Annotated in this window: 20 protein-coding genes; 11 read left to right on the top strand and 9 right to left on the bottom strand. The window is 67.2% G+C overall.

Annotated elements, in window-relative coordinates:
• From DB30_RS37115 to DB30_RS41965, 3 genes are all read left to right on the top strand, one after another.
• A partial coding sequence (locus DB30_RS37115) for a tetratricopeptide repeat protein (protein WP_205633155.1) occupies positions 1-1,067 on the top strand: 1,067 nt, incomplete at its 5' end.
• 53 nt (positions 1,068-1,120) lie between these two features.
• On the top strand, positions 1,121-2,278 hold the full coding sequence (locus tag DB30_RS37110) for an AI-2E family transporter (protein WP_052558178.1): 1,158 nt from the start codon (positions 1,121-1,123) through the stop codon (positions 2,276-2,278).
• Positions 2,279-2,349: 71 nt separating this feature from the next.
• Positions 2,350-3,465, top strand: a complete 1,116-nt coding sequence (locus DB30_RS41965) for a hypothetical protein (protein ID WP_205633154.1) — start codon at positions 2,350-2,352, stop codon at positions 3,463-3,465.
• A 196-nt stretch (positions 3,466-3,661) separates the two neighbouring features.
• Here DB30_RS41965 and DB30_RS37100 read toward each other — a convergent pair whose 3' ends face one another.
• The 3 genes from DB30_RS37100 to DB30_RS37090 form a co-directional block, all read right to left on the bottom strand.
• On the bottom strand, positions 3,662-4,087 hold the full coding sequence (locus DB30_RS37100; RefSeq protein WP_052558173.1) for a hypothetical protein: 426 nt from the start codon (positions 4,085-4,087) through the stop codon (positions 3,662-3,664).
• Positions 4,088-4,286: 199 nt separating this feature from the next.
• Positions 4,287-6,374, bottom strand: coding sequence for a prenyltransferase/squalene oxidase repeat-containing protein (locus tag DB30_RS37095; RefSeq protein ID WP_052558171.1), 2,088 nt, complete (start codon positions 6,372-6,374; stop codon positions 4,287-4,289).
• Positions 6,371-7,198 (bottom strand): class I SAM-dependent methyltransferase, encoded by an 828-nt coding sequence (locus tag DB30_RS37090; RefSeq protein ID WP_165704121.1) that lies wholly within the window; start codon positions 7,196-7,198, stop codon positions 6,371-6,373. The genes DB30_RS37095 and DB30_RS37090 overlap by 4 nt, the downstream gene beginning before the upstream one ends.
• Before the next feature lie 279 nt (positions 7,199-7,477).
• Between DB30_RS37090 and DB30_RS37085 the strand changes: the two genes are divergently transcribed.
• On the top strand, positions 7,478-8,359 hold the full coding sequence (locus DB30_RS37085) for a hypothetical protein (RefSeq protein WP_052558167.1): 882 nt from the start codon (positions 7,478-7,480) through the stop codon (positions 8,357-8,359).
• Between the two features lie 6 nt (positions 8,360-8,365).
• Complete coding sequence (locus DB30_RS37080) at positions 8,366-8,866, top strand: acyl-CoA thioesterase (RefSeq protein WP_052558165.1); 501 nt, start codon at positions 8,366-8,368, stop codon at positions 8,864-8,866.
• Between the two features lie 23 nt (positions 8,867-8,889).
• Here DB30_RS37080 and DB30_RS37075 read toward each other — a convergent pair whose 3' ends face one another.
• Positions 8,890-9,363: a hypothetical protein gene (locus DB30_RS37075; RefSeq protein ID WP_052558162.1), complete on the bottom strand. Its 474-nt coding sequence runs from the start codon at positions 9,361-9,363 to the stop codon at positions 8,890-8,892.
• A gap of 92 nt (positions 9,364-9,455) precedes the next feature.
• Positions 9,456-10,151, bottom strand: a complete 696-nt coding sequence (locus DB30_RS41960) for a hypothetical protein (protein WP_205633153.1) — start codon at positions 10,149-10,151, stop codon at positions 9,456-9,458.
• Positions 10,152-10,295: 144 nt separating this feature from the next.
• Here DB30_RS41960 and DB30_RS37065 point away from each other — a divergent pair, with 144 nt between their 5' ends.
• From DB30_RS37065 to DB30_RS37045, 4 genes are all read left to right on the top strand, one after another.
• Entirely contained in the window at positions 10,296-11,933 is a 1,638-nt protein-coding gene (locus DB30_RS37065) for a TldD/PmbA family protein (protein WP_165704120.1), read from the top strand.
• Entirely contained in the window at positions 11,933-13,273 is a 1,341-nt protein-coding gene (locus DB30_RS37060) for a TldD/PmbA family protein (protein WP_052558156.1), read from the top strand. Before DB30_RS37065 ends, DB30_RS37060 begins: the two co-directional genes overlap by 1 nt.
• A 130-nt stretch (positions 13,274-13,403) precedes the next feature.
• Positions 13,404-14,720 (top strand): DUF4215 domain-containing protein, encoded by a 1,317-nt coding sequence (locus DB30_RS37050; RefSeq protein ID WP_205633152.1) that lies wholly within the window; start codon positions 13,404-13,406, stop codon positions 14,718-14,720.
• 465 nt (positions 14,721-15,185) lie between these two features.
• A complete protein-coding gene (locus tag DB30_RS37045; RefSeq protein ID WP_052558153.1) occupies positions 15,186-16,079 on the top strand; it encodes a vWA domain-containing protein in 894 nt (297 codons plus the stop codon).
• A gap of 31 nt (positions 16,080-16,110) precedes the next feature.
• On the opposite strand, the gene DB30_RS37040 is transcribed toward DB30_RS37045, so the two are convergent.
• Positions 16,111-17,379, bottom strand: coding sequence for a vWA domain-containing protein (locus DB30_RS37040; RefSeq protein WP_165704119.1), 1,269 nt, complete (start codon positions 17,377-17,379; stop codon positions 16,111-16,113).
• 226 nt (positions 17,380-17,605) lie between these two features.
• Positions 17,606-19,054 carry a YihY/virulence factor BrkB family protein gene (locus DB30_RS37035; RefSeq protein WP_052558150.1) on the bottom strand — a complete coding sequence of 483 codons (1,449 nt, stop codon included), beginning with the start codon at positions 19,052-19,054 and terminating at the stop codon, positions 17,606-17,608.
• 62 nt (positions 19,055-19,116) lie between these two features.
• Here DB30_RS37035 and DB30_RS37030 point away from each other — a divergent pair, with 62 nt between their 5' ends.
• Both DB30_RS37030 and DB30_RS37025 read left to right on the top strand, forming a co-directional pair.
• Positions 19,117-20,385: a dipeptidase gene (locus DB30_RS37030; RefSeq protein WP_052558148.1), complete on the top strand. Its 1,269-nt coding sequence runs from the start codon at positions 19,117-19,119 to the stop codon at positions 20,383-20,385.
• A 109-nt stretch (positions 20,386-20,494) separates the two neighbouring features.
• Positions 20,495-21,043 (top strand): hypothetical protein, encoded by a 549-nt coding sequence (locus DB30_RS37025; protein WP_146662325.1) that lies wholly within the window; start codon positions 20,495-20,497, stop codon positions 21,041-21,043.
• On the opposite strand, the gene DB30_RS37020 is transcribed toward DB30_RS37025, so the two are convergent.
• Positions 21,012-21,848 carry a glycerophosphodiester phosphodiesterase family protein gene (locus DB30_RS37020; protein ID WP_205633151.1) on the bottom strand — a complete coding sequence of 279 codons (837 nt, stop codon included), beginning with the start codon at positions 21,846-21,848 and terminating at the stop codon, positions 21,012-21,014. The two genes, DB30_RS37025 and DB30_RS37020, sit on opposite strands and share 32 nt — an antisense overlap.
• Before the next feature lie 50 nt (positions 21,849-21,898).
• Positions 21,899-22,171: hypothetical protein (locus DB30_RS37015; protein WP_205633150.1), on the bottom strand; the 273-nt coding region annotated here is incomplete at its 5' end.

The following is a 22,171-nucleotide window of genomic DNA, read 5'->3' as shown; positions in this document are numbered from 1 at the left end:
CCGAAGGCGTGCAGGTGCGATCTCGAGAGCTGCCCAACGCGCTCGCCGAGAACGACGTCCCGCTCGCGCGCATGCGCTTGGCCAAGCCGCTCGAGGGCCGCCGACGCACGCGCCCACGCACGCAGCCGCCGCTGCGGGTCCCGCAGGACGCGTACCAGGGCAACCTGCTGACGATCATGAACCTGCTCGAGTGGGGCCACGTCGCCGAGGCAAAGCAGGTCGCGTGGCGCTGGCGCGAGGCCGAGCCAACCGAGGTCTTGGCTGTCGTCGCGCTGGGTGAGGCGCTCGAAGCCAGCGAGGATGTCGAGGGCGCCGCCCGTGCGTATGGGTCGATCATCGACATGTACCCCGACCGCGCCGACATGCGGCGGTTCGCGGGCTCGCGGCTCGAGGGCCTGGGAAGCGTGGGCGGGCGCTTGGCGATAGACACCTACCGCCGCGCAAGGCAGCAGCGCCCGGATCATCCCTCGAGTCACCGGCTGCTGGCGTTCGCGCTGTTGCGTGCGGGTCGTGAGGAGCGGGCGTTCGACGTGCTCGACGCTGGGCTGCGCCGGGATTGGAGCGCCGCGTTCTCGGGCGCCTTCGTCGGCGTGGAGAAGGTGCTGCGCGAGGATCTCGGGCTCGTCGCCGCCGCGTGGCTCGCCGCCGAGCCAGGGCGCGAGGCGGAGATCCGCGATCGCCTCGACCAGCTCGGGGCCGAGCTCGAGAGCACCCCTTCGCTGCGCTTCGTCCTGACCTGGGAGACTGGCGCCAACGACGTCGATCTCCACGTTCGCGACGTGTACGGCAGCCACGCCTACTACGAGAGCCGCGGCCTGCGAAGCGGCGGCGCCCTCTACTACGACGTCACCAACGGCTACGGCCCCGAGGTCTTCGCCGTGATCGGCGAGCCGACCGGCTACCCGTACAACCTGCAGGTCCACTACTACGCGCGGGGCCCCAACGGCTACGGCATGGGCAAGGTCCAGATCGTCGAGCACGACGGCCAGGGCCGGCTCAGCTTCGATGAGCGCCCGTTCGTGGTCATGAAGGACCGTGCCTTCATCGACCTTGGCGACGTGTTGTAGCCCGGTGAAGTCCAAGGTGTATGTGGGGGTCCAAAGCCCCTATAGTCCCTGTGATGGCCGTCGAGAAGCGGGCGATTGGGCTGCGGGTGCTGATCACGGGCGCGTCGATCTGCGTGGTGATCGCTGGGTTGCGGGCGGCGGGTCCGATCTTGGTCCCGGTGTTGTTCTCGGCGTTTCTTGCCGTGCTGGCGATCCCGCCGGTCACGTGGCTGCAGAGCAAGAAGGTGCCCGACTGGCTCGCCGTCACGATCGTGTTTGTCGGCGTGATCGGGAGCTTCATCGGGGTCTCGTTCCTGATCGGCAACTCGGTCTCCAGCTTCATGGAGAACGTGCCCGACTACGAAGCCCGGCTGTCCTCGATGACGGCGGGCTGGATCGCGTGGTTCAGCGGTCACGGGATCGACGTCTCGGCCGATACGCTGCTCGCCCAGATCGACGCGAGTCAGGCCGCAGACTGGGCCGCGGCGATGGTCGCCAGCATTGGCTCGCTGCTCTCGGACACGGCCTTCGTGCTGCTGACGACGGCGTTCATCTTGGCCGAGGCCGCCGGTCTTCCGCGGAAGCTGCAGGCCGCGCTCGGCGACCCCGACGCGGACATCGAGCGGTTTGGCGGGGTGATCCGCGACATCCACGAGTACCTGTCGATCAAGACCAAGATCAGCGTGGTCACCGGGTTGTTGGCGGGGTTGCTGTGCTGGGCGGTCGGCGTCGACTACCCCGTGCTGTGGGCGGTGATCGCGTTCTTCCTCAACTACATCCCCACGCTCGGATCGATCATCGCCGCGCTGCCGCCGGTGCTGCTTGGGATCGTCAACGTGGGCTTGGAGCGCTCGGCGGTGCTGCTGATCGGGTACCTGGTGATCAACACGATCATGGGCAACGTCGTCGAGCCCAAGGTGATGGGCAAGCGGCTGGGGCTGTCGAGCCTGGTGGTGTTCTTGTCGTTGGTGTTCTGGGGCTGGATCTGGGGGCCGCTGGGGATGTTCTTGTCGGTGCCGCTGACCATGGTGGTCAAGATCCTGCTGGAGAACAGCGACGACATGCGCTGGATCGCCGTGTTGCTGGGGTCCGGGGCAGAGATGGAGCACCGGCTCGAGCCCGACGGGCAGGGGGGCAAGACCCCGACTGGTGTCCAGCGGATGGTAGCGAGCCAACCGCCGGTCGAGGGTGATGGCGGCGATGAGTTCGACGCCGTGGTCGAGGCAGACTGATCACGGATGCGCGCGCAGCGAGGCGGATCTGTGGCTTGCCATCAGTGAGGCGCGCTGGCCTACTGGTTGCTGTGAAATTGCTCGAGCTCAATCGTTTTCTTGTCGTCTCGTGTATCGCTGCGTGCGTGGTGTCTGGCTGCGGCGACAGCTCTGCTGACGGTGGAGCAGATGTCGCGGGCACCGAGAGCGAGACGGGCGACGGCGACGGGGACGGGGACGGCGACACCAACGAGACCGGGACCACCGCGATGGGCGACGGGGATGGCGATGGCGACGGCGACGGCGACGGCGACGGCGACGGCGACGGCGACCCGGGTGACGGGGACGGGGATGGCGATGGGGACGGGGACGGGGATGGCGATGGGGACGGCGATGGGGACGGAGATGGAGATGGAGACGGAGATGGAGATGGAGACGGCGACGGGGACGGGGACGGCGATGGCGACATGATGTACGCGCCGTGGCTGTTGAGCGTCGACGAGCCCAACGCGACCACCGACGTGTTGGTGCAGATCCTGATCGAGGACGGCATGCTGGGTCAGACCAACGTGATCTGCGACGACATCGAGCTACCCGACACGATCCCAGCCGACACGGTCTTCACCTCGCTGACCTTCAACTCCGACGTGCTGTACGCCTCGGTACGCAAGCAGACCAACGGCGACACCTTGCTGCGCATCGATCCGTGCCAGTGTACCTCCGAGGAGATCGGTCAGTACGGCGGGTTCACGGGGGTCAACGGCATCACGTCAAACGAGCTGCAGAACATGTTTGGGGCCTCGTCCGATCAAGACGTGATCATCGACATCGATCCGGTGTCGGCGGTCTCGGTCATGCTCAACCCGCTGCCAGGCAACTGGGGATCGACCGGGCTGACCTGGTCCGATCCAATCGACAATGTGCTCTACGGCATCAACGCGAGCGACGACCGCCTGCATACCTTCAATGGCGACGACGCCTCGAGCATTGGCTCAATTCAGATGGACATGAATTTTGCGTCGGTCGGGATCGAGTTCCACCCTGGCGTCGACAAGCTGTACGCCTGCGGTATCAGTGGCCAGAACACCTCGCTGTTCTCGGTCGACCTCGACTCGGGGATGGTCAGCCTCGAGGCTGCCAACGTGCTGCAGGCCAACTGCGACAACCTGGCCGCGCCGTTTGGCCCGGTCGAGTGCATTCCCCAGTAGCAGTCCGCGCGCGGGCGAGAAGCCCTCGCCCGAGCTGAAAACAGTTCGCTGCCCACGGTGAACCAGTTCACGAAGGCGTCCGCAAGCGGGCGAGAAGCCCTCGCCCGAGCTGAAAACAGTTCGCTGCCCACGGTGAACCAGTCGACGAAGGCGTCCGCAAGCGGGCGAGAAGCCCTCGCCCGAGCTGAAAACAGCCTCAGTACACGCGCTGCAACATGGCGTTGGCCGTGCCGGGGTCGAGGTTGAGCTTGGCCTCGAGCCGGTAGAGATCCGCGATCCCATAGGCGTCGACGTCGACGCCGAGCCAGCGCAGCGCCGTGGCGAGCCCGCGACCGATGTCGTCGCTGACGACCAGCCCGACGCGGCTCGAGCCAATCGCGCTGGCGAGCTCGCTGCGGCCGGCGGACCCGATCCAGACGCGCCCACGGATCCACAGCACCAGGGGGCGGACCGATGGGCGCAAATGATCTAGAAATTGCCGCCACTCTCGCTGGGGCGGCATGTTGGCGATCTTGGCGAGGTTGATCCCCTCCACCTGGTCCCAGATGAGTCCGGGGCGCTCGAGCGGCGGGGGCTGGAGCTGGGGGGCCGGGAGCTGGGCGGCCTGGCTACCAACGATCATGGGCCAGCAGTCAGCAACAATCGTGCCGTACGTCTGGCCATGCTCCCAGCCAGACACCTGGCTACACTGGTTGCCGAAATCTCCATGTCTTGATCAAAAGGACACAGATCGGAACCGACATGATTGTACATGTGGGATCAACCGCCCGGGGCGCCAAGGTGCGGTGGGGCAAACCGCGTCGTCCTCTGTGAAGACACCTCTAGCGAGATAGCCAGCGCGATAGCGCCCAGGTGGGAAACACCAGCTTGTACAGCCGGTAGTCCAGCACGGCGGTGTTGAAGAACACGCCGACCGCGGCATCGTGGGGCCACGTGCCATCGGGTTGTTGCTGGTCGAGCAAGAACCGAAGCCCGCGCTCGATCGCCTCGCGGCCCCGCTCGGGAGCGGCCTGTTGGAGGGTCAGCAGCGCCCACGCCGTCTGGACGATTCGGCTGGGTTGGTCGGCGTCGAGCGGACGCTCGCGGGACTCGAGCACGCCTTCGTAGCGCTCGCCCCAGCCGCCGTCATCGCGTTGCGCAGAGATCAGATGCCGGACCGCCCGACGGACCGCGACGTGCTCACCATCGAGCCCGGCGGCGAGCAGGCCAGCGACGCTGAAGAAGGTTCCGTAGGTGTAGTTGACCCCCCAAAACCCTGGCCACGCACCGTTGGACGCTTGCGACCCAAGCAAGAATTGCACGCCCGCGTCGACGCCCGCTTGGACCCGCGCTCGCAGCTCGCTGGGCATGTTGGCCCCGAGCGCTTCGAGGGCGACGGCGAGCCCCCGCACGCAGCTGGCCGTGCACTCGGTGTACGAGTACTCGAGCATGCAGTTGCCGTACATCTCTGCCGGGTTGAAGCGCGCGAGCAGCATCGACCCGCGGCGGGGTTCGTACGAGCCAAACCCGCCGTCGTCGTTCTGACGCAGCAACACGAATTCCACGGCCGCGAGCTTGTCGCTGAGATCCAGGCGCGCCGCGGCGTGATCCCAGCCGCGATGTTCGGCGTGAAGCAGGGCCTCGAGGGCCTCGGCCGTGCAGTCGCTGACCGGCCAGGGGTGGTGCTCGTTGGCGAAGCCCCAGCCGCCGCGGGCCGACTCGCGGTAGTGCTCGCGGCCGCCCAGGATGTCCGCGCGCAGCTGGGCGCGCGGGAGCCAGGCGCTCGCGCGATCGACCGCGCGGGCGGCCTCGTCGATCTGCGGACCTTCACACAAGGCCTGCAGCGCGAAGCTCGTGTCCCAGATGTCCGAGCGCGCCCCGCAGATGCGCAGGCCTTCGCTGTCGTCCTCCCACATCCAATACTCGAGACCCTGCAGGGCCTGGGCGAGCCGCGGGTCGCGACGATCGCGGGACCACATCGCGAGGCAGAACAACATGCCGTTGACGGGGCTGAGGCACACCCAGTTGGTGCTGGCGAACTCGAACTCGATGTGTTCCCAGGCCCGGGCCAGGGCGCGGCGGCGGACCACAGCTGGGATCGCCCGCGAGAGCGCGCGCGCGCCCGCGAACAACCACTCCAGGCTCTGACCGATCGGTTCGTAGAGGTCGGTGCTGGCGATCTGGTCGCGCGTCGCACGAAAGCGCGAGACGTCCCAGCCCTCGGGATACAGCTCGCCGCGGATCGCCTCGACCAAGGGCGACGCGTCGGCCTGCGTGCGAGCGCCGTACAGATACGACAGCCCCAGATAGATCAGCCGCATGTGGCAATACAGCCGGCGCGGGTGCATCGGCGAGTCATCGCCGAGCAACCACAGCTCGGGCAGCAGCGGCTGCAGCTCGGACCACGGATACAGCCCGAGCAAGGCCAGCCACGCGCGACCCCAGGTCGGGACGCCGTAGGGGCCGCCGTGGGCGTGGATCCACGCGCGGACGTCTTGCAGCAGGGGCTCGTTGGGATCCGCGCCGAGCAGCCGCAGCGCGACGTAGCCCAGCACGGTGTGAAACATCCACGAGTCGTGCGCGCCGGCGAGGCCGGCCGGATCCCGATCGTGGTTGGGGTGGTGATCGTGATCGCCGGGCGCAGGCGGAACGTCGGGGTGCATGCCCCAGCCGCCGTCGCGCTTGCGCTGAAGCTCGAGGCTGAGGCGGATCCTCTGCTTGCGTGGCTCGGGGATCTCGCGGCCCACGATGTGGCTGCAGATCACGTACTGACAGATCAGCATCGGGTTCCACACGACCTCGCCAGCCCACGCGCCATTGGGCTGCTGGGCGGCTTCGAGGGCCGCGCAGGCGCGCTGGTAGGCTGCGAGGACCCGCTCGCGCTCGAGCGGCGTCGTGAGAGGATCGATGTTCGGCGCGGGGGGGGTCATGGCGCAGCGCTGTCCGCAGGGCCGACCGCGTCGCCGCCGGAGTCGTCGACCACATCGTCGACCACGGGTGGCGTCGGCGTTGGTGTGGGCGGGGCCTTGGCGTGGTCGACCGCGCGGCCGAGGATCATGAAGTACTGGTACGCGAGGAAGTCGTGGCGCTCGAGCACCTCGAACCCCACGCTCTCGAGCTCGGCGGTAGCGATGGCGTTGGCGACCCGCTGGCTGGCCTTGGGGCAACCCACGTAGCGCGGACACTCGACATCGTCGCGCCAATCGATGACCGCGAGGCGGCCGCCGGGGCGCAGCGCCTTGTAGACCGCGGTGAAGTAGGCCTCGCGGTCTTGCAAGAACGAGTAGGTGTTGGAGATGAACACCAAGTCCACGCTCTCGCGTGGGAGCAGCGGGTGCTCGTAGACGGCGAGCCGCGTGACGATGTTGGGCGTGCTCCACTGCCCGCGGTGCGTCTCGATGTAGCCCTTGAAGTCGGCGTCGACGTCGACGGCGAAGGTGGTGCCCTGATGCGCGGCCGTGGCCAGCCGCCGGGTGAAGTAGCCCGAGCCCGCGCCGATGTCCGCGACGTCCATGCGCGGGCTGATCCCCAGCGCCTCGACCACCCGAGCCGGCATCGCCCACGCGTCGCGCTCGGGCTCTTCGAAGCTGGCGAGCGCGGCCAGCTTGTCGTCGTAGTGATGGTCGCCAGGCTTGTCGGTCTCCACGTCGCGCTTGCACGCGCTGACACAAACGGCGACCAACACGCCCAACACGACGGACGCGAGGCCGGAGCGGGCGAGGGGGGCGCAGGCGCGACGGGACGCAGAACTCACCGGGCGACCATAGACAGCCCGCCCCCCCCGACGCAATCCTCGCCCCGTACATATAGACCCCCACATGCACCTAGGACTTCGCCGACTGCAGCCGCTAGCGCGTCTGGTCGCTTCGCTCCTCGGGGCCGTTTGTTCGCTATCGCATGTGTGGCCCCCTGGAAGGGGGCTCGGGTGGCTTCGGCGGACGCGTACGGGCGCTGGAAGGGGGCTCGGGTGGCTTCGGTGAAGTCCAAGGTGTATGTGGGGGTGATAGAGGAAAGCTTGTACACTGCGGCGGCTTTGGCTGCCACTGCGTCCATCCCCGCTCGCGGCGGGTCCGCCACGACGTCCCCAGCGGCCACCTGTGCGCGGTGCGGAAAGGCCTTCACGGGCCTCGACGATCGCCGCGCGCAGCTGCGGGCGCCGGATCTGTGTCGGGCTTGCCACCTCGATCCGCGCGCGCGCTCGCTGCCGCTCGAGAGCGACATCGGCAAGAGCTGGCTGCTCCGCTGCGGCAAGACGTTGCTTCAGCTGATCGTGTCTCCCAGCGCGAGCTTTCGCGTGGTCGAAGAGCCGGTCTCGCACGCGCGGGTGCTGGCGTTCCTCGCGACCTTGCGGCTGCCAACGTGGTTCCTGGCGCTGAGCTTGGCCGGCGTCTCGTGGCTCACCGCCGACGGCGTTGGGCCGCTGAAGCGCCCCAGCGTGATCGGGGAGCTGCTCGGCGCCCAGTTTGCCGATGTGTTGCGGCTGTGGCTGCTGCTGCTGGTGCCGCTCGGGCTCCCGATGCTGTACTTTTTTGGCGGGATCTTGGCCCACAGCGCGATGGCGCTGACCGGGGGCGCGCGGCGTTCAATCGGCGCGACGATGCGCGCGGTCGGGCTCGCGCTGGCGCCCTCGCTGCTGCTGGTTGGGATCGCCGATCTCCTGGTCGTTGGATTTGGTGTCGACCCCGAGGTCTGGTTCGTGCTGATTTCGCTGGCCGTGCTGATCGCCGTGGTCCTGCTCGCGGTCGCGGTCGCGCGGACCCACTCGACTTGGTTGCTGCGCGGGCTGCTGGTCGCGGCGCTGCCAGTCGCGTTCTTCGCCAGCGTCACCGTGGGGCGTGGGTTGCTCGAGTACTATCGGCTGCCGTTCATGGAGGCGCCGACGATCGACAGCTATGCACCGTACCCAATTGAGTAGGCGCAGATGGGCAACTCGACGCTTCCATTCCCAGGCGCAGGCACATTCCCCGCAGGCTTCGCGGATCCCGAGGGCGCGGCCGGGCCTGTCACGATCCGCCAAGACGTCGCGTGGGGCGAGCTCGACGCGCTTGGCCACGTCAACCACACTGTGTACCTGCGCTGGTTCGAGAACGCCCGGTTCGCGTGGTTCGAGCGGGTCGGGATCGCGGCGTTGATGCGTGAGAGCGGCGGGGCGGTCGGTCCAATCCTGGCGCGGGTCAGCTGCGACTACCGGATCCCCGTTGGCTTCCCCGACACGATCCTGACCAGCGTGTGCTGCGTCGAGCTTGGTCGCAGCAGCCTGACGTTGGACAACACCGTGTGGTCCGAGCAGCACCAGGCCGTGGTCGCGCAGGGGCAGGTGGTCGTCGTGATGTTGGACTACGCGGCCAAGCGCAGCACGCCGATCGATCAGGCGGTTCGCGCTGCGATCTGCACCCTGGACGACGTGCACTCCCGCGAGTAGCCAGAGCCGTTCAGGGCGCGGCTTCAGGGTACGGGGAGCCCGAGGATCTGCTTGTCATCCAAGACCTCGCGCACGCGCCAGCGCTCGAACAGCGGGCTGTAGGTCAGACCCTCGATCGTGATGAAGGTGCCAATCTCGTCGCCGTAGTCGTCGACGCGGCGGGCTTGGACGCGGAGCTTGGCCAGACAGCCGTTGCGCGACACGACCTCGACGTGCTCGCAGCCGTCGGACTCACCCCCAGCCGCGAGGCAGCGCTCGGCCGCGAACGCGTCGAGCGCCGCGTTGCGCTGCGCGAGCTGATCTTGGTCTTGCTCGATCCGCTCGCACTCGAATTGCTCGTCGGCCCACGAGACCCCGACCACCAGCCCGATCGCAGCAGCGCAGATCAGCAGCTCCCGGACACCGACGAAGCCCCCGACCCAGGTGACCCACCGACGCCGCCGACGAAGCGGTGTCAGGGGGCCACGCGGCTGCTCCGTACCCGAGCGATCTGCCATGCCAGTGAACTAGCATCGAGCGCTGGCCGCGGCAAAGTGAGGGCGTCCCCGAGCACGCCCGGGGGCCGGAGTTCGGGGACGCAGGACCCGGATCAAGCCCCGATCGTGGCTTTGATCGCCTCGTCGAGCGAAGCGTAGTCGCTGGGCGCGATCTCGCTGTACTTCACCTGATTGCGGCTGTCCGCGAACATGATCGTGCGGCTCTGCTTGACCTGGTAGTGGTCTTCGAAGGTGCCGTTGGGCGCCGCGTCCTTGGGCGCCGGGATCACGATGGGCATGCTGATCCCAAGCTCGGCCTTGAGCGCCTTGGCCTTGGCCTGCAGCTCGTCCTTGTTGCCGAGCGGGGTCACCAACGCGCCGTCGCTATTGTCGGCGATCACGGCGAACGCCTTGACCTTGTCCTCGCCGTACTTGGCGACCATCGCGTCGAGAGACTTCAGATCTTGCTTGAAGGCTTCGTCGTCGATCGTGCCAACGGCCATGATCTTGGGGCTGGGTCCGAATTTGCAGACCTGGCAGTACTGATCGCCAGACTCGCAGTTGATGATGTCGAAGGCCGCGAAGCGCTGGCCAATGGCGAGGCCGCTGGCGACCGCGACCTGCTCGGCTGGCTTGGCGTCGTCGGCTGGCTTGGCGTCGTCGGCTGGCTTGGCGTCGTCGGCTGGCTTGGCGTCGGTCTTGGCGACCTCGTTGGCGGCTGGCTTGGGCGCGGGGTCGGCCGCGGGCTTGTCACAGGCGGTGACGCCTAGCAGGAGGGTTGCGAGCAATAGCGTGGATCGGCGGGTCATCTGGGGTCCTTCTAGAGTGGTTCGGAGCGGTGGTCGGTTCGGATACGGTCTTGGCCGGGGCTTGTTTCAGGGGCTGGCTCCGCGTGCGCGGCGCTGACCCGTGAGATGCCCGGAACATCCATCGGATGCCCTATGATGCGGGCGATGTCGACCTCCCGACGCAGCTTCTTGCGCGCCACGGGCCTGGCAGCTGGTACGGGTCTGCTCTGGCCCAGCTGGGCGCAGGCAGATCCACCGGGCAGCCGGGTCCCCGCCCCGGTCAAGCCTCCGCCCAGCGGTGCGCTGACCCTGCTGTCCGCGAGCCCGCTGCTCGCAGACGAGCTGCTGGCCAAGCGGGCGATCGACGCCGCGCTGGCTGCTGGGGCGAGCTACGCCGACGCGCGCTTGGTCGCGTGGCGACGCGAGCGGGTGTCCGTCCGCGATGATCACGTGAGCGAGGTCCAGCGCTCGAGCGAGTATGGCCTTGGGCTTCGGGTGATCGCCGACGGGGCGTGGGGGTTCGCGGCGACGCCCCGGCTCGAGCCCAAGTCGATCGACGGCGTCGCCAAGCGGGCCGTCGCCGCAGCCAAGATCAACGCCACGCTGCGGCGCGAGAGCGTCGAGCTGGCTCCGGTCGCGGCGGTCTCGGGCGGCTGGGTCGCGCCGCACCGCGTCGATCCCTTCACGATCTCGCCCAAGCAAAAGGCCGACTTGCTGATCGACGCGAGCAAGTCCGTGCTCGCCGTCGCCGGGGTCGCGCACGCTTGGGCAACGGTCGACTCGCAGCGCGAGGACAAGCTGTTCTTGAGCTCCGAGGGGGCGCGCATCCACCAGCTGTTGTTCCGCGTGCGACCGCAGCTGAGCGCGACCGCGGTCGATCGGCGGCGCGGGCAGTTCGCCAGCCGCGACCACGAGATCGCCCCGATGCTGGCCGGCTGGGAGCACGTCGAAGACGCCAAGCTCGTCGAGGACGCGGCCCAGGTCGGCGAGGACGCGGTCCGCAAGCTCCACGCCGCGCCGGTCGAGCCTGGCGAGCGGACGGTGATCCTCGATCCCAGCAACCTGTGGCTCACGATCCACGAGAGCATTGGACACCCAACCGAGCTCGACCGGGCGCTCGGGCTCGAGGCCAACTTCGCGGGCACCAGCTTCCTCGATCCAGCCAAGACTGGCACGTACGAGATCGGCAACGAGCTGGCCAACTTCGTGGCGGATCGGACCCAGCCTGGCGGCCTCGCAACCTGTGCCTGGGACGATGACGGGGTCGGGACCGAGCGCTGGCAGCTGGTTGAAGCCGGCAAGCTGGTCGACTGGCAGACCACCCGCGATCAGGCTCACTGGATTCGCGGCAAGACCGGCGACAAGGCCGGCCACGCGTGCAGCTACGCCGACTCCTACTCGAGCGTCGCGTTTCAACGCATGCCCAACATCTCGCTCGCGCCCGGCAAAGACGGCCACACGACCGAAGATCTGATCAACGCGACCGACGACGGAATCCTGATCAGCGGGCGCGGCAGCTGGTCGATCGACCAACAGCGCTACAACTTCCAGTTTTCTGGCCAGTACTTCTGGGAGATCAAGAACGGGCGGCTGACCAAGCCGCTGCGCGACGTGGCCTACCAAGCCAACACCGTGGAGTTTTGGAAGTCGATGGACATGCTCGGCGGTGAAGCTAGCTTCCGACTTGGCGGCAGCTTCAGCGACGGCAAGGGCGAGCCGGGCCAGAGCAACGCGGTCAGCCACGGCTGTCCGCCCGCGCGGTTTCGGGTCAACGTAGTCTCGACCGCAGGGGGGAAGGCCTGATGGCGACGCTCACCCAGGCCCAGGCCAAGGCGATCACCAACACGCTGCTGGGCGCCGCGATGGCGCCCGAGCTGGTCGTCAGCGTGCGCGAGCGCAGCAACGGTCACGTCCGCTTCGCCCGCAACCAACCAACCACCGAGGGTGACGTCGAGACCTTGAGCATCAGCGTGACCGCGTCGATCGCCGGGCGCTCGGCCACCGTCGTTGGCAACCGCAGCGACGAGGCCTCGCTGCTCGCGCTCGTGGCCGAGGCAGAGGAGCTCGCTGCGCTCAGCCCGATCGATCCAGAGCACATGCCGCCCGTCGGCCGCACGCCGTATTTGGGGGTGGACGGGCACGACAAACCAACCGCCAAGCTCGGCGCCAAGGACCGCGCCAAGCATTTGCAGCAGGCGCTCGCGGCCGCAGAGGCGGCCAACGTGGAGCTCGCGGGGTTCTTGCAACATCACGAGCAGAGCGTGGCGGTCGCCACCAGCGCGGGCGCGTTTGGGTTTCAGGCCAGCACGTCAGCCTCGCTGACCACGACCTGCCGGACCCTGGGGGTCGCTGGCGAGCAGGGCAGCGGCTGGGCGGGACTCGAGTCGCACCGCATGGCCTCGATCGACGCGGGCGCGATCACGGCGCTGGCCGCCGAGAAGGCCGATATCTCGCAGAGCCCCAAGTCGCTCGATCCGGGTGACTACCTGGTAATCCTCGAGCCGCAGGCGGTCGCGGAGCTGCTCGAATTCTTGGTCGACGCTCTCGACGCGCGCGCAGCCGACGAGGGCCGGTCGTGGTTCTCGCATCCCGACGGCGGCACCCGCGTGGGCGAGGCGCTGTTTCACAACAGCATCAACCTGCGCGCCGATCCGGCCGACAAGACCAACCCCGCGTCCGCGTTCACCAACACGGGCGAAGCCCACAAGATCGTGGACTTCATCACCGACGGCGCGGTGAAGAACCTGGTGTGTTCTCGCTACTGGGCCAACAAGACCGGCGCACCCGCGATCCCGCGGCCGAGCTCGGTGCTGCTCGACGGCAGCGACACAGATCTGCTCGAGCTGGTTCGCGCTGTTGACCGAGCGGTGCTGGTGACGCGTTTTTGGTACAACCGCGCCCTCGATCCCCGCACGATCCTGGCCACGGGCCTGACCCGCGACGGCACATTCTTGGTCGAGCAGGGCAAGATCACCACGGCGGTCAACAACTTCCGCTACAACGATAGCCCGGTGAAAATGCTGCAAAACGTTGTCGCGCTGGGCCGCCCGCAGCGGGTGGTCACGCGCGGCGGTACGGTCATGGTCGTGCCGCCGATCGTCGTGAAGGATTTTCACTTCGCGAGCCGCTCGGACGCGATCTAGAGCCTGGCGAGCGGCGTGCTGGAGCCAGCTACCCCGATCCCGCGTGAAAACCGGGCGTGACAGCGGGCGTGCCGAACAGGCATCATGAGCGCGACTATTGGAGTCGCTCGACCATCAGGACGACCTCATCATGACTAGGTTTCATTACCAACGATCTGTTCTCAGCTCGGGCTTGAGCTCGGGCGAGGGCGTCTCGCCCGCTTGCGGACACCGTGGGCAGCGAACTCTGCTCCCGCTGGCTGCCTTTGGCCTCGCTTTCGTGACGCTGGCCTGCACGGACTCGTCCGACGGCAGCCCATTCATGACCCAAGGTGACACGGGTAGTGACACCGAGTCCGGCGACGGCGACGGCGACGGCGACGGCGACGGCGACGGCGACGGAGACGGCGACGGCGACGGAGACGGCGACGGAGACGGCGACGGCGACGGCGACGGAGACGGAGACGGCGAGCCCGGTCCAGATTGCGGCAATGGTGTCGTCGACCCAGGCGAAGAGTGCGACGTTGGCAACGAGACCATGTTCTGCGATGGCGACTGCACCTACGCGTCGTGCGGGGACGGCTATCACAACATGCTGTCCGAAGAGTGCGACGACGGGAACCAGAACAACGACGACGGCTGCATTGGCGCGTGTGTGCTCAACGTGTGCGGCGACGGGGTCGTGTGGGTTGGCACCGAGGAGTGTGACGACTTCAACATGATCGACACCGACGCGTGCCGAAACGACTGCACCATGTCGTTTTGCGGCGACGGGGTGATCTGGGAGGGGATGGAGACCTGCGAGGATCTGAACATGGTCGACGATGACGCCTGCACCAACGCGTGCCAGATCGCGTCTTGCGGCGACGGGATCCTGTGGGCCGGCATGGAGGTCTGCGACGACGGCAACCTCGATGACACCGACGAGTGCCCTGGCAGCTGCGAGCCCGCGTTTTGTGGCGACGGCTACGCACTGGCAGACGTCGAGGAGTGCGATGACGGCAATAACGTCGATGACGATTTTTGCAGGAACGACTGCACCTCCAACGGTTGGTACGACGACTTCGAGTCCAACAACCTCTTGACGCTGCCGTGGACCAGCAACGGCAGCGCGATGTGGGCCACCGATGGGACCCAGCCGCACCAGGGCCTCTATGGCGCGGCCAGCGGTACGATCACCCACAATCAATTGACCAACCTCGAGGTCACCCTCGCGCTCCCGCAGGCCGGCGTCGTCAGCTTTTGGCATCGCGTCAGCAGCGAGGCCAGCTACGACTATCTGCGCTTCTACATTGACAATGTTCAGCAGGGGAACGGGTGGTCCGGCAACCTCCAGTGGACCCAGGCGTCATTCGCCGTCGGCGCCGGCAACCACACCTTTCGCTGGACCTACAGCAAGGATGGCTCCGTCAATTCCAACTCCGACAAGGTCTGGATTGACGAGGTCTATGTCGGCATTCCGCCATGATGCGCTCTGCTGTCTAGACGCCTTTCGTGCGAGACCTTCGTGCGACACAGTGCCGCCCGAGCCTTCCGCATCAGCGCATGCGGGGGCGAGGCGGCGGTCTGCGTGACGCTGGGCAGAGTCGGACTAGACTTCGCCTCAGCCACGGACCCTGAACCATTGGTGGGAGGGGACGCCCGCGAGCCTTCGTGAACGCTCGGATGTCAGCACATCATGCGCCAGCACTCTTCTCCTCAATCCTTGTTCCGCTTGGGCGAGGCTTCTCGCCTGCTCGCGGACGCCCGTCTTGGGCTCGTTAACCTGGGCCCGAGAGCTCTGCTGCTCGTGATTCCACTCCTTGCTTGCGGGGGGGCAAGCGCCAGAGACCTGACAGCGGGTGGTGACGGCATCGTGGGTACCTCGTCTTTGTTGCAGGAGGACAGCGCGGGGGAGGAGGAATCGGACACTGCGAGCACGCCGAGCGGCTCCATGAGCGGAGCGGGGGAGGAGCCGGGAGACCCAACCGAGACTGAGACCGAGACCGAGACCGGGAGCACGAGCGCCGACGGGGACGACGATGACGGCGGCCCAGGGATCGCTTTTGACCTTCATGGCGTGCCTGACTCGCCCGAGTACGACACGTCTTGCGGCATGGTCGACTTCTTGTTCGTCATCGACAACTCCGGGAGCATGTTTGATGAGCAGATTGCGCTCATTTCAAACTTCCCGAACTTCATCACGGGTATCGAGAATACGCTGGATAGCGTCGACACGATCCACGTGGGCGTGACCACGACCGATGACTACGTCTTCAATGTCACCGACTGTCAAAAGCTCGGTTCGCTAGTGGTGAAGACGGGCGGATCCGACTCGAGCAACAGCATCTGCGGTCCGTATATCGAAGATGTCAACTTCATGACCGAGATGGATGATCTTGGCGCAAAGTTTAGCTGCGCCGCGCAGGTTGGCAGCGGTGGCTCTGCCGCCGAGCGACCGATGCAGGCCATGGTCAACGCCGTCGGCGGCCTCTATGGCGGGGTCGACGAGTGCAACGAGGGCTTCGTCCGCGATGAAGCCCTGCTGGTCATCATCATCATCACCGACGAGCCCGATCTGAGCTCCGAGGGTGACCCCACGACCTGGTACCAAGACGTCGTCGACGCCAAGGCCGGGATCCCCGAGAACGTCGTGGTCGTCTCGCTCATCAACACACCCGGCGGCATCTGTGGGTGGAACGACACGGCCCAGAGCATCGCCGACTTCACCACGATGTTCGGCGCGAACGGGTTCATGGCCGACGTCTGCCTGCCGGACTTCTCGCCGATCTTCGCGCAAGCCGTCGAGGTCATCGACGTGGCTTGCGACAACTTCGTTGTGGGGTAGGGGAGGGCCCGCGAAGGCCCTCCCGCGAGGCCTAGCCGGGGTTGCAGTAATACTGGACCTCGGCAGACTGCTCGATGCCCAGGTCGTCGCAGGCGGCGTTGCACACCTCGATCTGCGAGAACTCCATGTTGGTGTACACGAACCCGCTCTCGTTCTCGCAGTCGTCGACGAGCTCGTAGATGTTGTCGCCGATCACGACCTTGGTGAAGTCGGGGAAGAACGGGGGCTCCGCGAGGTCGAGGAAGCAGCTCGCACCGTAAGAGTCCTCGACGACGGCCTCGAGCGCCTCTTGCAGCATGTCGGCGTCGTCGGCCCGGTAGAACTTCTCGACCCCGGCTTTGGGCGCGCCGCCAGCGATCGCCATGGCCTCCATCTGCATCAAGGTGGGCCCGAAGATCGAGGGGGCGATGCCGACGACGTAGGTGGTCACGCCGTTCATGAGCCCGTTCTCGAGGGTCGCGACGGCCTCGTCGAGCGCGGCTTGATCGGGGTCGGGCTCGTCTTGATCGGTGCAGCCGATCCGGCCGTCGGTGATCAGGAAGATGAACTTGGCCCCACCTTGCGACTCGTACTGCTCCATGTACGCCATCGTGTTGGTGATGCCGAGCACCGTTGGGGTGCCACCGTTGACGATCGCCATGGGGCCGGGGATGTTGGCGAGCAGCACGTTGGCGTTGTCGATCGCAATTGGGACGTCGGGGTTGACCGAGACACCGCAGGCGCCAAACCCTTGGGTCGAGAAGGTCTTGGCCCCAAACGCGATCTGGCTGTCGGCGCCGTTGCCCACGACGGCTTCGACGGCCTCGTACAGGGCTTGCCAGCGGGTCTTGTTGGGGTCGTTGATGTCGAAGCCCGTGTCCGTCATCGAGCCCGAGCGATCGAGCAAGAACATCACGTCGGGGGGGATCGGCGCGACTTCGCCGGCGAACTCTTGGCAAGCTTCGTCGCCGTCGCCGTCGCCGTCTCCGTCTCCGTCTCCGTCGCCGTCGCCGTCGCCGTCGCCGTCGCCATCACCGTCACCATCGCCATCGCCGTCGCCGTCGCCGTCGCCGTCGCCATCGCCGTCGCCGTCACCGTCACCGTCGCCATCACCTGGGTCGCCGTCGCCATCGCCATCACCGTCACCGTCGCCATCACCGTCCCCCTGGTCGTTGGTCCCGGCCTCCATGGTCGTGTCGCCGTCGCCATCGCCATCGCCGCTGTTGGTCTCGTCGCTCGAGGTGCTGTCGTTGCCTTCGCCCGAGCTGCTATCGCCACACGCGAAGGTCAAGCTCAGCGCCGCGAGTAGGCTCAGAGACACGGAGAATCGGGGTCGACCACGAAGTTGATCCATGGGCCATAGACTACAGGCAATTGGTCCCGATCGAAATGTCCTCAATCTGGGGTCAGAAAATACCCACATTTCGGGGTCGATCGGTGACGAAATTTGTCACCGCCGCCAGACCACCGGGCCAGAGCGTTGGGCCAGAGCGTTGGGCCAGAGCGGTGGGTAAGCAGGCGTGTGGGCAACAAACCCGTGGACGGTGTCACTCGTTCAGTCGCGGGCGCTCGGAACCCGAGGTGGGCCCATGTAACCCCCGTGCCCCGGGACGCCGACCTCCGCGACGATCGTGAGCGTTGCCCTCACGTCGCGCGCGCTCCATGTCGATCAGCTGGCGAAACTGAAGCTCACCGATCCGCTTTTGCTGCTGTTCGTCGAGCGCTGCGAAGTGTTCGGTGAGGATGTCGGCGCGGGCCGACTTCATGCCGCCGCCATCGAACATGTGCAGGATCGTCGCCAGCGTGATCTGCTCGAGCGGAAGCCCGGGCACGTAGCCATGGTCGTTTCCGAGCGCGACGATCAAACCCGCGCGCTCGAGCTGGTCCGTGATCGCCACGATCGGGGCGAGCCCGATGTCAAAGCGCTCGTTGAGCGCGTCAACGGTCATTCCAAGCGCGGCGGCGGTGTCGGGCTCGTCGTCGGGGTCGGGGCTGATCCGCATGGTCTCGGCGCGACGATCGTAGTTGTCGGCGATCGCCAGCAGCAGCCGCGCGGCCGTGCGCCCTGGTGAAGGCAGCAGCCGTCGTTGGACCCGGTAGTTGGGCTGCACGTAGCCCTCGCGGGCGACCGAGCTCAAGTGGTGGACCACGAAGGTGATCTCGGTCCCAAGCAGCACGATCATCCAGCTGAGGTAGGCCCAGACCACGAACACGGGGAGGATCGCAAGCGAGCCGTAGATGCCCTCGTAGGTGTGGATAGCGACCATGCTCAGGTACCGCCCGAACGCGATCTTGCCAAACTCGAACAGCGCCGCCGACAGCAGGCCGCCGATCGCCGCCGCCCGCCAGCGCACGGTTTGGTTGGGCAAGAAGCGGTTGAGCAGGATCAGCCCGATGCCGGAGGTCACGACGGGGGTGATCGCGAGCGAGCCGATCCGCGAGAGCACGGGCTGGGCGAGGCTGTAGAACACGACGATCGGGCCCAGGCTCGCGAGCGTGTAGAACATCGTGAACTTGGCGACGATCGTGCGCGAGCGAGACACCCGCCAGATCTCGTTGACCGTCTTCTCGAGCGTAGAGAACAACAAGAAGGCCAGCACGATCACGACCAGCAGACCCCAGCGCCCCAGCTCTTGGATGTTGACCCCCGAGGCCAGGCTGACCAGGCCATCGGCGAGCTCGCCCGCGCGATCCATGTCGGGCCCCAGCGCATAAGCGATCTGCTGGACAAATTGCGTGCCGAAGCTGGGGTCGAGCTTGCCGATGAAGAACAGCACCACGCCGACGCTGGGGACCACCGACAACAGGGTCTGCAGGGCCAAGCTGGAGGCCAGCGCCGAGCAGCGATCCGCGAACAGCCAGCGTCGGATCGTGTACACGGCCAGCAGCCAGACCCGGCGCCCCGGGGTGGGGTCGTGCTCGGGCTCGGTTGGAATCAGCCAGTGCTGGGCGCGCGCGAGCCGAGCGCGAAGGGTCTGGGGGTTCAGCGGATCCACGCGTGGCCGAGTGTAGAACAGTCGCAGGCGACCTGTGCGAGAGTCTGGCCATGCGCCGGCCCATGTCCCGTCTGCTGCTGACGACCACGCTGCTAGCAGCGATCGCCTCGCAGGTCGCCTGCGATCGCGGCTCGTCCACTCTGGCTCCCGACTCCAGCGAAGCTCCGCGAGCGGCCCCCGCGGCTGACTACCACGCCCGCGCCGACGCGCTCGCGCACCGCTTCGTGATCCTCGACGGCCACGTCGACGTTCCGATCCGCGTGGCTGGAGCGGTCTACGAAGGCCTGGCGGCTCCGCCCGTTCACGATCACACCGACGATGGGGACTTCGACTACGCGCGGGCCCGCGCGGGCGGGCTGGATGCGCCGTTCATGTCGATCTACACCCCCTCGGAGTTCCAGGACGAGCCGGGCAAGAGCAAGGCGTTCGCCGACCAGAACATCGACTTCGTGGTCGCCCTCGCGACGGATCACCCAGACAAATTTGCGCTGGCCGTGACCCCCGAGCAGGTCCGCAGCAACTTCGCGCGCGGGCTGATCTCGCTGCCGATGGGCATGGAGAACGGCTCGCCCATCGAGGGAGATCTGGCCAACCTCCGCCACTTCCACGAGCGAGGGATCCGCTACATCACGCTGACCCACGGCAAGGACAACCACATCTGTGATTCGTCCTACGACGACGCCCACACCCACGCGGGCCTGAGCAGCTTCGGTCGCGAGGTCGTGGCCGAGATGAACCGGCTGGGGATCATGATCGACGTCTCGCACGTGTCTGACGACAGCTTCTGGCAGATCATGGAGCTCAGCGCGGTCCCGGCGATCGCGTCGCACTCGTCGTGTCGGCACTTCACGCCTGGGTTCGAGCGCAACATGAGCGACGAGATGATCGTCGCGCTCGCCGAGCGCGGCGGGGTCATCCAGATCAATTTTGGCAGCGGGTTCCTCGACGCGGCCTACCGCGAGGCCGAGGAGGCCGGTCGAGCCGAGCTCGACGCGCTGCTCGTCGAGCATGGCACGGACTGGCAGGCGCCCGAGGGCAAGCAGTTGATCGCGCAGTATCGGGCGGAGCACCCGCTCCCGCGCGTTGGCGTCGCCGTCGTCGCCGATCACATCGACCACGTCGTCAGCGTCGCGGGGATCGATCACGTCGGCCTTGGCTCGGACTTTGATGGGGTGGGGGACAGCCTGCCCGACGGGCTGAAGGACGTCTCGATGTACCCCAACTTGATCGCCGAGCTGCTCGCGCGCGGCTACACCGACGCCGACATCGAGAAGATCTGCTCGGGCAACGTGCTGCGCGTCTGGCAGGCGGTCGAGGACCACGCGGAGTAGCTCGCGTCACCACTGCACGTCGGGTCACGCTGGTCATCCTGAACAGGCTGGTTTGCGTCGGATCTTTGCGAGGATCGGTCGCGCCGTGGTCGAATCCCAGCACGCGCTCATGCAATTGAGTCTAGTGATGATTCAGGGCGATCTCGACGACGCCGAGGTCGAGGCTATCTACGCCGACATTGGGTACCGCGACTGCGCGGTCGTCGGTGAACCAGTGCCAGGGATCGCCGTGCTCGGGCTCGTCGAGGACGAGCGTGAACACTGGCCCCAGCGCGAGTTTCTTCGGCACTGCCGGGATCAGGGCTGGACCGTGATCGCCGACGAGTCGGGGTGCTTGGCGCTGCTCCCCAGCGAGCGTTGGTCGGCGCTGGCCAACCGCAAAGGCGCGCGCGTCGTTGTGCTGCACGGCGAGCCAGATCCCGGCATGCGGGCGTTCGCGGTCCACGAGCCCGGCGGCAAGCGTCGCGCGGTCGCGGTCTGCGAGGACGAGCGCGAGGAGATCGGCGTGCCGTTGGCGATCGAGGCCGCGTTCCGGGGCTCGCAGCTGGCGATCGACGATCTGTTGGTGCTCGTCGCCGGGCTTGGCCTCGACTTCGAGCGGCTGAACTTGCTGCCGCCGTACACGGTCACCGCTGCGTTTGCGCCGTCGTGGGCGTGATCCCGAGCTCGCTGACGAGCGCGGCGAGCCGCTGGGGATGATCGGTCACGATCCCGTCGACGCCCAGCCGGATCAACCAGCGCATCTGCTCGGTCTCGTCGATCGTCCACACGTGGACCTGCAAGCCGCGCTGATGGGCCGCGCGCACGAACGCTGAGGTGATGACCTGCAGGCCGTGGAAGCTGACCGGGACCTGCAGCGCGTCGTACTCGATCGGTTCGATCGGCACCCGCGCGCTCAGCCCGGCTCGCGCCGCGAGCCAGAACGCGAACACCTCCGAGGTGCAGGCCGAGCTCGCCACGCGGCCGCCCGCGAGCCGACGAAACGCCCGCAGAGACGTCAAGTCACTGCTGCCAACCAACACGCGGTCGTGGATCTGAAGCGCCTCGATCTGCCGCCACAGCTCGGCGACGATCGCCGGCCGGCGCTGCTTGATGTCGAGGTTGACGCGGACCTCGGGATCGAGCCCGACGACCTCCTCGAGGGTTGGGACGGTCACGCCTTTGTCCCGGAACGGGTAGCTGCGGCCATCGAGCGTGAAGTGGTAGCCCGCGTCGAGCCGCCGCAGCTGCGCGAGCGTGAGCCGCCGGATCTCACCGTGCCCGTTGGTCGTGCGGTCCAACCGGTCATCGTGAAAGCACACGATGTGGCCGTCGCGGGTCATGTGTAGATCCGTCTCGATCCACTGGCAGCCCGCGTCGAGCCCCGCACGAAAGGCGTCGAGGGTGTTCTCGGGGTGCGAGGCAGCGCCGCCACGGTGCGCGAGGCAGGCGAGCCCGCGCGACTGAAAATACGGCCGGGGCACAGCTCGTTGTCCACCCTCGTCGCCGATCCGACAAGCGGGTTTGGCCAGGTTCAGGCGGGCACCGGTGGGCCAAGCGCGATCCACCGCCCGGCCGCGGCCTCGCAGACCAACCCGAGCAGCTCCGCCTCACACAGGGCCACCGCGGCCTGGATCGGGTCCGGCATGGTGTCGATGCTCGCCCCCGCGGGCCCGGCCGCCGCCAGCAGCTGCGCGAGCCAGACCAAGTGCGCGGGCCAGCTGTGCGCCGCCGCGTTGGCCTGGGGGGCGGCCCCGCCAAGCTCGTCCAACCACGCGCCGACGCTGCTCGCCAGCCCCTGCAGCTG

It is taken from the genome of Enhygromyxa salina, assembly GCF_000737335.2.
Taxonomy (GTDB): Bacteria; Myxococcota_A; Polyangia; order Nannocystales; family Nannocystaceae; genus Plesiocystis; species Plesiocystis salina_C.
This window is presented reverse-complemented; position numbering and strand designations above follow the sequence as displayed.